The 12,433-nt window shown below is 48.4% G+C and carries 11 protein-coding genes; all 11 read right to left on the bottom strand.

What is annotated here, in order from left to right; genetic code table 11:
- Positions 1 to 3: 3 nt before the first annotated feature.
- The 11 genes from AC4EHJ_RS01500 to dnaK all read right to left on the bottom strand — a co-directional run bounded on the left by AC4EHJ_RS01500 (position 4) and on the right by dnaK (position 12,423).
- Positions 4 to 2,127: an HD family phosphohydrolase gene (locus tag AC4EHJ_RS01500; protein ID WP_490973834.1), complete on the bottom strand. Its 2,124-nt coding sequence runs from the start codon at positions 2,125 to 2,127 to the stop codon at positions 4 to 6.
- Positions 2,128 to 2,238: 111 nt separating this feature from the next.
- Entirely contained in the window at positions 2,239 to 3,201 is a 963-nt protein-coding gene (locus AC4EHJ_RS01495; RefSeq protein WP_490973833.1) for a PhoH family protein, read from the bottom strand.
- Between the two features lie 148 nt (positions 3,202 to 3,349).
- Entirely contained in the window at positions 3,350 to 3,790 is a 441-nt protein-coding gene (locus AC4EHJ_RS01490) for a YqfB family membrane protein (RefSeq protein ID WP_490973832.1), read from the bottom strand.
- Between the two features lie 26 nt (positions 3,791 to 3,816).
- Complete coding sequence (gene floA / locus AC4EHJ_RS01485; RefSeq protein WP_490973831.1) at positions 3,817 to 4,803, bottom strand: flotillin-like protein FloA; 987 nt, start codon at positions 4,801 to 4,803, stop codon at positions 3,817 to 3,819.
- Between the two features lie 3 nt (positions 4,804 to 4,806).
- Positions 4,807 to 6,132, bottom strand: coding sequence for an NfeD family protein (locus AC4EHJ_RS01480; protein WP_490973830.1), 1,326 nt, complete (start codon positions 6,130 to 6,132; stop codon positions 4,807 to 4,809).
- A gap of 550 nt (positions 6,133 to 6,682) precedes the next feature.
- Positions 6,683 to 6,856, bottom strand: a complete 174-nt coding sequence (gene rpsU / locus AC4EHJ_RS01475) for a 30S ribosomal protein S21 (protein WP_008431605.1) — start codon at positions 6,854 to 6,856, stop codon at positions 6,683 to 6,685.
- A 95-nt stretch (positions 6,857 to 6,951) separates the two neighbouring features.
- Positions 6,952 to 7,620 carry a deoxyribose-phosphate aldolase gene (deoC, locus tag AC4EHJ_RS01470; RefSeq protein WP_490973829.1) on the bottom strand — a complete coding sequence of 223 codons (669 nt, stop codon included), beginning with the start codon at positions 7,618 to 7,620 and terminating at the stop codon, positions 6,952 to 6,954.
- A 43-nt stretch (positions 7,621 to 7,663) separates the two neighbouring features.
- On the bottom strand, positions 7,664 to 8,401 hold the full coding sequence (locus tag AC4EHJ_RS01465) for a 16S rRNA (uracil(1498)-N(3))-methyltransferase (protein ID WP_490973828.1): 738 nt from the start codon (positions 8,399 to 8,401) through the stop codon (positions 7,664 to 7,666).
- Between the two features lie 12 nt (positions 8,402 to 8,413).
- Positions 8,414 to 9,355, bottom strand: a complete 942-nt coding sequence (gene prmA, locus AC4EHJ_RS01460; RefSeq protein ID WP_490973827.1) for a 50S ribosomal protein L11 methyltransferase — start codon at positions 9,353 to 9,355, stop codon at positions 8,414 to 8,416.
- 15 nt (positions 9,356 to 9,370) lie between these two features.
- Positions 9,371 to 10,486: a molecular chaperone DnaJ gene (gene dnaJ, locus AC4EHJ_RS01455; protein WP_490973826.1), complete on the bottom strand. Its 1,116-nt coding sequence runs from the start codon at positions 10,484 to 10,486 to the stop codon at positions 9,371 to 9,373.
- Between the two features lie 110 nt (positions 10,487 to 10,596).
- The gene (gene dnaK / locus AC4EHJ_RS01450; RefSeq protein WP_490973825.1) at positions 10,597 to 12,423 is read right to left on the bottom strand and encodes a molecular chaperone DnaK; all 1,827 of its coding nucleotides are present in this window, start codon (positions 12,421 to 12,423) and stop codon (positions 10,597 to 10,599) included.
- Between the last annotated feature and the right edge of the window lie 10 nt (positions 12,424 to 12,433).

Raw genomic sequence — 12,433 nt, 5'->3', positions numbered from 1 at the left:
CCATTATTTTGTTTCTGCCGGATATTCGATGCGGGAATGGAATATCCCGTTCAATGTTTCACACATGATCTGTTTGATTGCATGAATTTCTTTCATGGTCAGGTCACATTCATCGAATTGCCCATCTTTCAGTTTATCTTCTACAATCGCATTGACCAATTTTTTTATCTTTTCTGATGTTGGTTCTTTCATTGACCGCACAGCAGCTTCTACGCTGTCTGCTACTGAGATGACAGCTGCTTCTTTTGACTGAGGCTTCGGCCCGGCATAACGGTATTCTTCATCATCGAGCGACGGATCTTTTTCTTTCGCTTTGTAATAGAAGAATTTCAGCAAGCTCGTGCCATGGTGCTGTTCCGCAATATCGACGATTTCTTTCGGCATCTTATGCTCGCGAAGAATGTCTGCACCCAGTGTGCCATGGGCGATAATGATGTCGCGGCTCATTTCAGGCGGCAGCGAATCATGCGGGTTTTTCATATGGACTTGGTTTTCAATGAAAAATTGCGGCCGCACCGTTTTACCGATGTCGTGGTAATAACAGCCGACGCGCGCGAGCAAACCATCCGCTCCGATTGCCTCACACGAAGCTTCCGCCAGGTTTGCCACCATTACACTGTGATGGTAGGTTCCAGGCGTTTCCATCAAGATGCGTTTAATCAGTGGATGATTGGGATTCGACAGCTCAATCAGCTTCATCGTCGACAAAATACCGAATGCAATTTCAAAGAATGGCAGCAAGCCGATCGCCATCGCTCCAGAAGCAATCCCCGATACCAGCGCGGCTGCGAAATAAAAACCGATTTCACGCCAGTCATACTGGCTTTGGGCAATCAATAAATAAAAACCGATGAACAGCGCATTGGTGGCGGCAACCGCCAAACTTGTTTGCAGCACTTTGCCGCGGCGCCCTTCCTGGTCGATCAAGTAAACACCCGCCAATCCCCCGAAAAGGATGTAAAGCGTGATTTCCATCTGCATCGTGAAGGCACTGCCCTCTTGCAACATCATACCCCCGATGGCCCCTACTAAAAACGTCATGTAGACCGCAGCCCGTTCATCCAGTACCAATCGCACGAGCATCCCCGCTAACGCGGAAGGAAACAGGAACGCAATGAAGACATCGAAATTGCCGCTGACCGAAGCCACCAGTTTCATTAACGACAACGAGATCAGCAGCACTGCTCCCATGACAAGAAGATAAGTCATTTTGTTCAATCGGGGCTTATGGGTGCGCTTTACGATGACCGCCAATATCCCCACTGCGATAAGCACGAAAAGCGCCAGCCCATAGACCGGTTTATAATCCGCCTGGTCTTGCGTCATGCCGCTCAATTGCAGTTGGCGATAGATTTCCTTATCCACTACTTGGCCTTCCTGTACAAGGACCTGGCCTTGAAGGATGCGCGTCGGCTCGATGCTTGCCATTGCCTGTTTAGCTTGGGCTTGCGTCAATTCCTCATTGATGATGTCATTCGGGACAATCGCGAAACGCCCGATGGAAATCGCCGCCTGCAAGACAGAAGCAGGAATTCCGCTTTCCTCTCGCAATTGCTGCTCGACCTTATTGCGGACCCCCGGCAATTCGTCCAGCCGGATGGGTTCTGCAAGTTCCGCTTCAACAAGCCGTTTGATGATCCCTTCCATGGCTTGCAGGCTTTCTTCAGGCAGCAGCAGCAGTTCGCGCTGCATCTCTTCAGTCAGCCGTAAACCGTTGTCGCTCGTCTCCATAAGCCGTAAGCTTTCGCTCAAGGCATTCAGCATCTCAGGCATCTTTGGCCCTTCTTCTGGCTCTTGCCCCGGCGTTGCGCGGGCATCGCTGACATAACCGAATAGCGACTCGATGACTGCCAACTGATTGTCCGCGCTTTCTTCATTGAACTGGTAGCTCGGCAATATTTCCGCAGCTGCCCGCTGCCTTTCTTGTTCAGTCCTGACAGGGTCTTCCACTGTTTTTGCTGACCGGATTGTTTCGTCCGACAGCTGGAACAATTCAATATCATAGCTTTCGCCTGCTACTGAATTATAAAGGAATCCAAAAATCGCCAACCCGATGCCCAGCAGCAGCGCCATCGATAACGTCCGGTATCCTGCTTTTTCATATATTCGCTTCCATCGTTCTGCCATAACGACACCCCGCTTCTAGTACTCTTATCATACCAATTAATTGGGAGGATATCACGGAAGATTTCTATATATTTGAAATTTTGCACTTAAAATGACCAGAAAAAAACCAACCTAGACAGAAGGCTGGTTTTCATATGCTTCAATAATTTTTGACACAAGTGGATGGCGGACAACATCGCCACGCTCTAAATATTGGACGTGGATGCCGCGTACGCCTTGCAATACTTTTTCAGCTGCAATGAGCCCCGATTCTGCACCACGCGGCAAGTCGATTTGGGTCTTATCGCCCGTAATGATCATTTTCGAACCAAACCCGAGCCGTGTCAGGAACATCTTCATTTGGGCTTTCGTGGTATTCTGCGCTTCATCGAGAATGACGAAAGCTTCGTCGAGCGTACGTCCTCTCATATAAGCGAGAGGAGCCACTTCAATCGTGCCGCGCTCAATGAAACGGTTGGTTTGCTCCAAGCCAAGAACGTCGTGCAAAGCGTCGTATAATGGCCGCAGGTATGGATCGACCTTCTCTTTCAAATCGCCTGGCAGAAATCCTAGGCTTTCGCCAGCTTCAACAGCTGGGCGGGTTAGGATGATTTTTTTGACATGGCCATTTTTCAAAGCCTGAACGGCCATCACGACCGCCAAATACGTTTTGCCGGTGCCGGCTGGCCCGACCGCGAAAATCAGGTCATGGGCGCGAATGCCATGCACATATTGGCGCTGGCCGATTGTTTTCGCGCGGATCACTTTGCCAGCGGCGTTGCGCGCCACTTCTTCATCGTATAATTCAGCGAAATACTCGATGGTGCCAGCTTTCGCCATTTCAATCGCCGAAACGATGTCGCGCTGGTCGATGTTGATGCCTTTGCGGATCACTTTCAGCAATTGCTCTATTAATAATTTACCTACTTGTTGGCCTTCTTCCGAGCCTGACAGCCGGATGACTTCACCGCGGGTAATTATTTGGATTTGTAATGCTTCTTCAATCAATGTCATGTGGTTATCGGAAATCCCGAGCAGCAGCACCGCTTCATTTGGATCCTTCACATGCAGTTCTAGTAATGGGTTGTCTGTCATGTAGTCGCTCCTTGAAATTTCAAATTTTTTTATAAAACAACTGTATCATTTATGATGAAGAGTTGTAAAACAATTTCTCCCATAATTAGATTACATAATATTATTATAGAAAATAAAAAACCGGCCAATGTTTTTGGCCGGCTTGCATTCATCTTTTTGATTTGGGTGGCAACAGGATTTCCGAAAAAATAATCGCTTTCTGCAGATCTTTCGCCTCTAGTGGAAAAAGATCAGCCAAATCCTCACTTTTGCGCGAAGTACGGAGATCTTCAGGTGCTTTATGGGTGGACAGCCTGCCAGTCGAAGCGATTGGTTTCATCGCTTGTTGGATTTCACGCCGCGGCACCCTCGCTTTCGCTTGATCGACTTTTTCCATCACTTTTTTTGCCTGCTCCGGGTGTTCTTTCATCTGCGTCTGCAATTCGCCGTACTTTTCCCTGGCGTAGTCTTCGACCCGTCTAAGGGTGCGTTGTCCGGTAGTTGCCGGTGCGGGCCGCCTTTTGTCCGATGTTTCTGCGCCATCTGTTTTTTTGTTATTGAAAAATGCGCCAATCGCCATGATGACGAGTGCCAATATGAGACCTTCCATGCGAAAACCTCCTTTGCTAGCGGCTTTTATTTATCGTCTGACTTATCAGAGCCGGTCCGTGCAATTGAATCTCTCATGCTTGTGTCCGCTTGGACGTTTTTGTAATTGATGTAGTCCATGACACCCATATGGCCTGAACGAAGTGCTTCGGACATCGCCATTGGAATTTCAGCTTCAGCTTCGACAACTTTCGCTCTCATTTCAACAACTTTGGCTTTCATTTCCTGCTCGCTGGCAACGGCCATCGCGCGGCGTTCTTCGGCTTTTGCCTGAGCGATTTTCTTGTCGGCTTCTGCTTGTTCTGTTTGAAGTTCAGCACCGATGTTTTTGCCGATATCCACATCCGCGATATCGATCGACAGGATTTCGAATGCCGTGCCTGAATCGAGCCCTTTGGAAAGCACTGTCTGTGAAATCAAATCCGGATTTTCCAAAACTTTCTTATGGCTGGTGCTTGAACCAAGTGTCGAGACAATCCCTTCACCAACACGAGCTACAATCGTTTCTTCACCCGCACCACCGACTAGGCGGTCGATATTCGCGCGCACAGTAATTCTGGCTTTCGCCTTTACTTCAATCCCGTCCATTGCGACACCGGCAATGAACGGCGTTTCGATGACTTTCGGATTTACTGACATTTGTACGGCTTCCAATACGTCGCGCCCTGCTAGGTCGATTGCTGCTGCACGTTCGAACGGCAATTCGATGTTGGCGCGATGAGCAGCGATTAATGCGTTGACAACGCGGTCGACGTTACCGCCGGCCAAGTAATGGCTTTCCAGTTGATTGATGGTAACTGTCAATCCCGCTTTTGATGCTTTGATCAGCGGGTTGACGATGCGCGATGGAATAACACGGCGCAGGCGCATCCCGATTAACGTGAAAATGCTGATTCTGACGCCTGCAGCTAATGCCGAAATCCATAACGTGATTGGCACAAACGTGAAGAATATTGCGAGTACGATGATAATGCCGATAATTATTGCACCTAATCCGATTGCTTCAATACCCATGAATTATTCCTCCTCTTCTTTTTCAAGCTCGCGGACAACAATCCGCGATCCTTCGACCTTGATGATCTTCACTTGCGTTTTTGGATCGATAAAGCGGCCGTCTGATACGGCATCGATCCATTCATCGTCAAGCTTGATTGTGCCGGATGGCCGAAGGGCGGTGGCGGTTACGGCAATTTGCCCCACCAGCTCCGGACGATTGACCGCTGACACATACCCGCTTTTGGTGTCCGTCGCATCTGACAAAATAAATCGCTTAAAAAGATGCGGCCGTTTGCCGAAAAATTTCACTATAATCACCATCCCTGCTGTAGCTGCTATCATTGCAATAAGAATTGAGATGGCCGTGGTCATCGGATCTCCACCGGCCAAAAAGATGCTGCCGAGCACTGCTGCGATTCCCAAAATGCCGGCAATGCCGCCAGGGACAAAAAACTCGGTGATCAACAGACCCAGTCCGATGACCAGCAGGACGATTGATTCATATCCGGCCAATCCTGCCACCAGATGCCCATAAAAGAAGAGCATCAACGAAAGCAAGCCCATGAATCCCGGAATGCCGAGCCCCGGTGTAAATAATTCCAGCAGCAAGCCGAGCGCCGCGATCGACAGCAGAAACGGTACGACGATAGGATTTGTCAAAAACCTGGCCAATGTCTCGGAGAAGGTTTCATCTACGGCAACCACCTGCGCATCCTGCCATCCTTTCGCCGTGAGCAATTCTTCTATCGAAGAAACTGTCCCTTCCGAATAGCCCACTTCTTGGGCTTCAACGGCGTTTAAAGTCAGGAGCTGTCCTTCAGCGGCCTGCAGCTCAGGCAAGTCTATTCCGGCATCCGCCATTGCCAATGCATATAGCGGATCACGCCCTGACGATGCGGCTGCATTTTCCATTGACGAAAGCCAAGCGCTGTTCGCTTTGTCCCCTGCCGCATTGCCAGCTTGGTCGATCACTTGTGCAGCGCCCATGCGGCTGTTTGGATGCATGTAGATTTCATCCGCATTCAATGCCAGAAACGCACCGGCTGACAAAGCATCACGGTTGACAAAAGCGATGGTATCGAGCGGCGTGTCGCTCAGCAGCCTCGCAATGCCGTCTGCCGCATTGACAAAACCGCCCGGCGTATCGATTTCAAAAATGACCGCTTCCGCTCCCGCGTCCTCCGCTTCCTCGAGCGCCCGTTCAATGAACGCCTGCAGGCCCCGCTCGACCTCATCTTCAATCGGTACGACGTAGACAGTGGGTCCAGCCGCGTTGAACGCCGGCAGCAGCATTGCAAAAGATAATAACAGAAATCCAAAAGCCACAAAGGCTTTGACGCTGCGCAAGGGAATCGCTCCTTTCATTTTACTGCTGTCTATTTCTACGTACGGCAGCGGAAATGGTTTCACATTCCGCTGATAATTCTATTATAGATGAAACATTTCGTGAAAACGAAAGAATGCGCTTACAAAACGAGGTGCTTCCAGCAAAGAGTGATGAAATTATGAACGGCTGGCGGCGACTTTTTTATGTAAGTTGAACTAATGAGTATTCATAATCGATATTCTGCAAAACAGCTGTGGAGACATGTACCAAAGATCTTCGGTCCATGTCTTTTCGACGAGCTTGCGCAAAAGCAACGCACTTTCATGTCCCGAAGCTAGCGTAGCGATGCAACGGTCTTTCATGTCCCGAAGCTAGCGTAGCGATGCAGGGACAGGGACACGGACAATCGTCTTTGCTCTGCCCAAGCGACCGAAGCGATTTTTTACACCAATACTTAAGTTAATCTAATATAGCTTAAAAATGGCATAGAAAAACCGCCTGCACAAAGAATGTGCAGACGGTTTAGGCTGTCGTTCATATTTTTTAATAGTCAATTTAAAGTAAAGTCAATTAAAATTTACGTTTACGCGCAGCTTCTGATTTCAGTTTGCGTTTCACGCTCGGTTTATCATAATACTCGCGCTTTCTTACCTCTTGCATTGTTCCGGATTTAGAAACAGTGCGTTTGAAGCGGCGAAGAGCATCTTCAATTGATTCGTTTTTACGAACAGTTGTTTTTGTCATCTCTTTTTCCCTCCCTCCGAACACACGTTGAAGCAGATAACAACTAGTGTTATATACTATAAAATTATAACGCAATCCGCATCTAAGGTCAATACTTAATAATCGGATTTTGAAGTTAGACCCTGCATGATCTGCACGCCCGAGCTGGCACCAATGCGAGTCGCTCCGGCATCGATCATTGCTTGAAGATCTTCAAGGCTTCTTACGCCGCCAGACGCTTTCACTCCAAGGTCCGGACCGACAGTTTCGCGCATTAGCTTGACATCCGAAACTGTTGCTCCGCCTGTAGAGAAGCCGGTAGAAGTCTTGACGAAATCTGCGCCTGCTTCTTTCGACAAGCGCGAAGCAACAGCTTTCTCTTCATCAGTCAAGAGGCAAGTTTCGATGATCACTTTGACGATCGCTTTGCCTTTTGCTGATTCAACGACAGCTTTGATGTCATTTTTCACAAGTTCTTCGTCGCCGCTCTTCAACGCGCCAATGTTGATGACCATATCGATTTCTTCTGCGCCTTTAGCGATAGCGTCAGCCGTTTCGAATGCTTTTGTTTCTGAAGTCGAAGCGCCAAGCGGGAAGCCGATTACTGTGCAGACTTTTACCGGGCTGTCAGACAATTCTTTGGCAGATACCGATACCCAAGCAGGGTTAACGCAGACAGAAGCAAATTTATATTCAGCGGCCTCTTGGCAAAGCTTGACGATCTGCTCTTTTGTCGCCTCAGGCTTTAATAATGTGTGGTCGATATAAGATGCGATGTTTGTCATGTTCAAAAACTCCATTCTGTTTTTCATATTATTTGTCATTCAGTCACTCAAATTCATAAGATATTGCAGCCAATGCATATAAAGGAGCGGTTTCGGTGCGCAAGATCCGCGGCCCAAGAGATGTGAAGATCGCGCCGTTTTGTTTTAAGGCTTCCACTTCATTTTCTGAGATTCCGCCTTCCGGACCGAAAATCAAAAGGAATGAACTTTTATCATACATTGATTTTAAAATTTCGGCAAACCGCGTCCTTGCGCTGTCGCGGGCTGTTTCTTCGTAAGCAACGATAACAGCATCATAGTCCTCAGCCTTCTCCATCAATTGCTTGAAGCTATGGACGTTATGTATGTGCGGGATGTGCGTCCGGTGGGATTGCTCTGCCGCTTCTTTAGCAATTTTCTCCAGCCGGCTGCGTTTCTTTTCGCTTTTTCCCGCATCCCATTTGACGATGGACCGCTCCGCCGCGAACGGAATCATTTCGTGCATCCCGAGTTCTGTCGCTTTTTGCACAATCAAATCGAGTTTATCACCTTTTGGCAATCCGCAGGCGATGGCTACCTGTTTCGGCATTTCCACTTCTGCTTCAATTGCCGATCCGACTGCCGCTTCAATATCGAAGTCTGCAGCCTTGATCGTGGCAAGAAATGCCCTTTCTTCAATGACCGCGATAAATTGATCGCCGATGCCTTGGCGCATAACTTTGGCGATGTGCTTTGCATCATCGCCAGTTATGGTTATTATTCGGTTTTCGGGAAATTTGCCTTCTATGAAATATCTTTGCATTTCCGCACCCCGTTATTCCGGTTTTTTTGAAATGATCGTGACCCAGTCTTCCATCATCATAACGTCTTCAATGATAAAGCCGGATGCCTCAAGCGCTTCTTTCACATCATTCTTTTTAGCGGAAATGATTCCAGAAGTGATGTAATGGCCGCCCGGTTTTACCACTTGGAACGCGTCATCGGTAAATGAAATGATGATTTCAGCCAAAATATTGGCGACTACGACATCGCCTGGCTCTTTGATCGTGTCCAGTAAATTGCCCTGAACGACCGTTGTCCGGTCCTGTACTTTATTGAGCTTGACGTTGGTTTTAGCAGCTGTGACCGCAATATCATCTAAATCCAACGCATGCACATGTGAAGCGCCAAGCAATGCCGCTCCAATCGCCAAGACACCGGAACCGGTACCGACATCGATGACGCGCTGTCCAGGCTGGACTGTCTTCTCAAGTGCCTGCAGACTCATAACCGTCGTCGGATGGGTGCCCGTGCCGAACGCCATGCCCGGATCCAGTTCGATAATCAGTTCGTCGCTCGAAACCGGTTCATACGTTTCCCAGGTCGGAACGATTGTAAAACGCTGGGAAATTTTTACTGGATGGTAATACTTTTTCCAAGCGGTTGCCCAATCCTCTTCGTCCACTTCACTGATTGTGACAACATTGGCGCCAATATTGATGTCATAGTCAACCAAGTTATTGATCGCCAATTTGATGGCATCGACCGTTTCTCCCAAAAAACTGTTGACGGGCAGATAAGCCTTCAAGATGACGCCTTCTTTCGGGAAATCATCCGGATTAAGCGAATAGATTTCGCCGAATTTGTATTCGCGCTCTTTCGTCAAATCCTCCGCATCTTCGATGACGACGCCGCTGGCACCCGCTTCGTGTAATATGTTGGAAACGGGTTCAATGGCTTCATTTGTCGTTTGGACTGCTAGTTCTGACCATTTCATGTAGGATTGGCTCCTTTACTCACCTTTAATGGTGCGTTTGATTTTATCGAATAGCGAACTGCCTTGCTCTTCCGGAATATCGCCGCTGATTTCAGCAAACTCACGAAGCAGCTGTTTTTGGCGCTCGTTGAGTTTCGTCGGTGTCTTCACTCGGATGACAATGTGCTGGTCTCCAGTGCCATAGCCGTGTACATTTTTGACGCCTTTGCCTTTCAAGCGGAAACGTGCGCCGCTTTGGGTGCCTGAAGGAATTTTAAGCTTCACTTTGCCGGAAACAGTAGGCACTTCGATTTCGTCGCCGAGAGCTGCCTGCGCAAACGTAATCGGCAGATCCAAATAGATGTCGTCGCCTTCTCGTTCGAATTCCTTATGCGCTTTGACGCGGAATACAACATATAGATCTCCAGCTGGTCCTCCATTGACGCCGGCGCCGCCTTGGCCCGATACGCGCAATTGCTGGCCATCGTCCACGCCTGCAGGGATGGTGACTTTGATTTTTTTCGTTTTGCGGACTGTTCCTTCACCGCGGCATGTTGCGCATTTCTCCTCGATGATTTGGCCAGACCCTTGGCAATGATGGCAGGCACGTCGGTTGACCATACGGCCGAACGGCGTATCCTGTGCAACATTCAATTGGCCGGAACCTTCGCAATACGGACAAGTTTTCGGCTTCGTGCCAGGTTTTGCGCCTGAGCCGTGGCATGTGCCGCATGTTTCGTCTTTAGGCAATTCAATTTCCGTTTCTTTGCCGAATACGGCGTCCATAAATTCGATTGTCATCGAATACTGAAGATCATCGCCTTTTCTCGGTGCATTCGGATCGCGCCGTCTCGTGCCGCCGCCGAAGAAAGTACTGAAGATATCTTCAAATCCGAAACCGTCTGCACCGCCACCGCCGCCAAAGCCTTGGTTTGGATCCTGATGGCCGAATTGGTCATATTGCGCCCGTTTCTGGTCGTCGCTCAGCATTTCGTATGCTTCTTTCACTTCCTGGAATTTTTCAGAAGCGTCCGCTTCTTTATTGATATCCGGGTGGAATTGCTTCGACAATTTCCGGTACGCTTTTTTTATTTCTTCTTTAGAAGCAGTCTTGGTTACACCAAGCACCTCGTAATAATCTCGCTTGTTCATACGTCACTCTCCCTCTTGCAATCAACTGTTATTGTACACGGTTCTAATTGCGGTTGCAAAGACATTGAAAAAGCCAAAGCAGCTTGCTTTGCTTTGACTTTTTCATGTTTTTATTTTTTGTCGTCGTTTACTTCTTCAAAATCTGCGTCAACGATATCATCGTTTTCTGGAGCGCCGCCTTGTTCACCGGCAGCTTGCTGTGCTTGTGCAGCTTGCTCGTACGCTTTCATCGAAAGGCCTTGCAGAATTTCCTGCAATTTATCTTTCTTCTCGCGGATTGTGTCGATGCTGTCGCCTTCAAGCGCTGACTTTAATTCGTCGCGTGCTTCTTCAGCTTGTGTTTTCTCTTCTTCAGTTACCACTTCACCAAGATCCGTGATCGTTTTGTCCGTTTGGAAAACTGCTTGATCTGCTTCGTTGCGAAGTTCAACTTCTTCTTTCACTTTCGCATCCGCGTCCGCGTTTTCTTCCGCTTCTTTGATCATGCGGTCGATTTCTTCATCCGTAAGTGAAGTGTTCGATTGGATTGTGATTGTCTGCTCTTTTTGTGTGCCCAGGTCTTTCGCTTTTACGCTGACAATACCGTTTTTGTCGATGTCGAAAGTAACTTCGATTTGCGGTACGCCGCGCTGTGCTGGCGGAATATCAGCCAATTGGAAACGGCCAAGCGTTTTGTTGGCTGCGGCCATCGGGCGTTCACCTTGTAATACATGGATATCAACAGCCGGCTGGTTGTCAGCCGCAGTCGAGAATGTCTGCGATTTAGAAGTCGGGATTGTCGTATTGCGTTCGATCAATTTCGTGAACACGCCGCCCATTGTTTCGATGCCGAGTGACAACGGTGTAACATCAAGCAATACAACATCTTTCACGTCGCCGCTCAAGACGCCGCCTTGGATTGCTGCACCCATTGCTACTACTTCATCCGGGTTAACGCCTTTATGCGGCTCTTTTCCTGTCAATTTCTTAACGGATTCTTGTACTGCCGGGATCCGTGTAGATCCACCGACCAAGATGACGCGGTCCAAATCAGCAGAAGAAATGCCGGCATCTTTCAATGCTTGGCGAGTTGGCCCCATAGTGCGTTCAACCAATGAATGCGTCAATTCGTCGAATTTCGCGCGTGACATTGTCACTTCCAAATGCAACGGCCCAGCTTCGCCAGCCGTGATAAATGGCAATGAAATCTGAGTGGAAGAAACACCTGAAAGGTCTTTTTTCGCTTTCTCAGCTGCATCTTTCAAACGTTGAGTCGCCATTTTGTCTTTTGAAAGGTCGATGCCGTTCTCTTTTTTGAATTCCTGCACCAAGTAATCGATGATCAATTTATCGAAGTCATCTCCGCCCAGACGGTTGTCGCCTGCAGTCGATTTAACTTCGAAAACGCCGTCGCCCAGTTCAAGGATCGATACGTCGAACGTACCGCCGCCAAGGTCATAAACCAAGACTGTTTCATCTGTATCCATTTTATCAAGGCCGTATGCAAGTGCTGCTGCAGTCGGCTCGTTGATGATGCGCTCTACTTCAAGTCCGGCAATACGGCCAGCGTCTTTAGTCGCTTGGCGCTCTGCATCATTGAAATAAGCAGGAACTGTGATAACCGCTCTTGTCACTTTTTCTCCAAGATATTCTTCTGCATAGCCTTTCAAGTATTGAAGAATCATTGCAGAAACTTCCTGTGGCGAATATTCTTTGCCTTCAGCTGTCACTTTTTCTTGTGTGCCCATAAGGCGTTTGACCGACTGGATCGTGTTCGGGTTTGTAATTGATTGGCGTTTTGCCACTTCCCCGACTTGGCGTTCGCCATTTTTGAATGCTACAACAGAAGGAGTTGTGCGGTTGCCTTCTGGATTTGGAATGATTTTTGGTTCGCCGCCTTCTAATACTGCGACTGCTGAGTTAGTTGTACCTAAGTCAATACCGATAATTTTGCTCATTTAAAATTCC

The sequence above is a fragment of the Planococcus sp. TJ-301 genome (assembly GCF_058268475.1).
The sequence above is the reverse complement of the archived record's forward strand: the minus strand, read 5'-3'. Positions and strand labels throughout refer to the sequence as shown.

Bases quoted from the DNA above. Each gene is read 5' to 3' on its own strand.
- AC4EHJ_RS01495 (WP_490973833.1), bottom strand. From the start codon at position 3,201: ATGACAGACAACCCATTACTAGAACTGCATGTGAAGGATCCAAATGAA.
- floA (WP_490973831.1), bottom strand. From the start codon at position 4,803: ATGGGTATTGAAGCAATCGGATTAGGTGCAATAATTATCGGCATTATC.
- AC4EHJ_RS01500 (WP_490973834.1), bottom strand. From the start codon at position 2,127: ATGGCAGAACGATGGAAGCGAATATATGAAAAAGCAGGATACCGGACG.
- dnaK (WP_490973825.1), bottom strand. From the start codon at position 12,423: ATGAGCAAAATTATCGGTATTGACTTAGGTACAACTAACTCAGCAGTC.
- deoC (WP_490973829.1), bottom strand. From the start codon at position 7,620: ATGACAAACATCGCATCTTATATCGACCACACATTATTAAAGCCTGAG.
- AC4EHJ_RS01465 (WP_490973828.1), bottom strand. From the start codon at position 8,401: ATGCAAAGATATTTCATAGAAGGCAAATTTCCCGAAAACCGAATAATA.
- prmA (WP_490973827.1), bottom strand. From the start codon at position 9,355: ATGAAATGGTCAGAACTAGCAGTCCAAACGACAAATGAAGCCATTGAA.
- rpsU (WP_008431605.1), bottom strand. From the start codon at position 6,856: ATGACAAAAACAACTGTTCGTAAAAACGAATCAATTGAAGATGCTCTT.
- dnaJ (WP_490973826.1), bottom strand. From the start codon at position 10,486: ATGAACAAGCGAGATTATTACGAGGTGCTTGGTGTAACCAAGACTGCT.
- AC4EHJ_RS01490 (WP_490973832.1), bottom strand. From the start codon at position 3,790: ATGGAAGGTCTCATATTGGCACTCGTCATCATGGCGATTGGCGCATTT.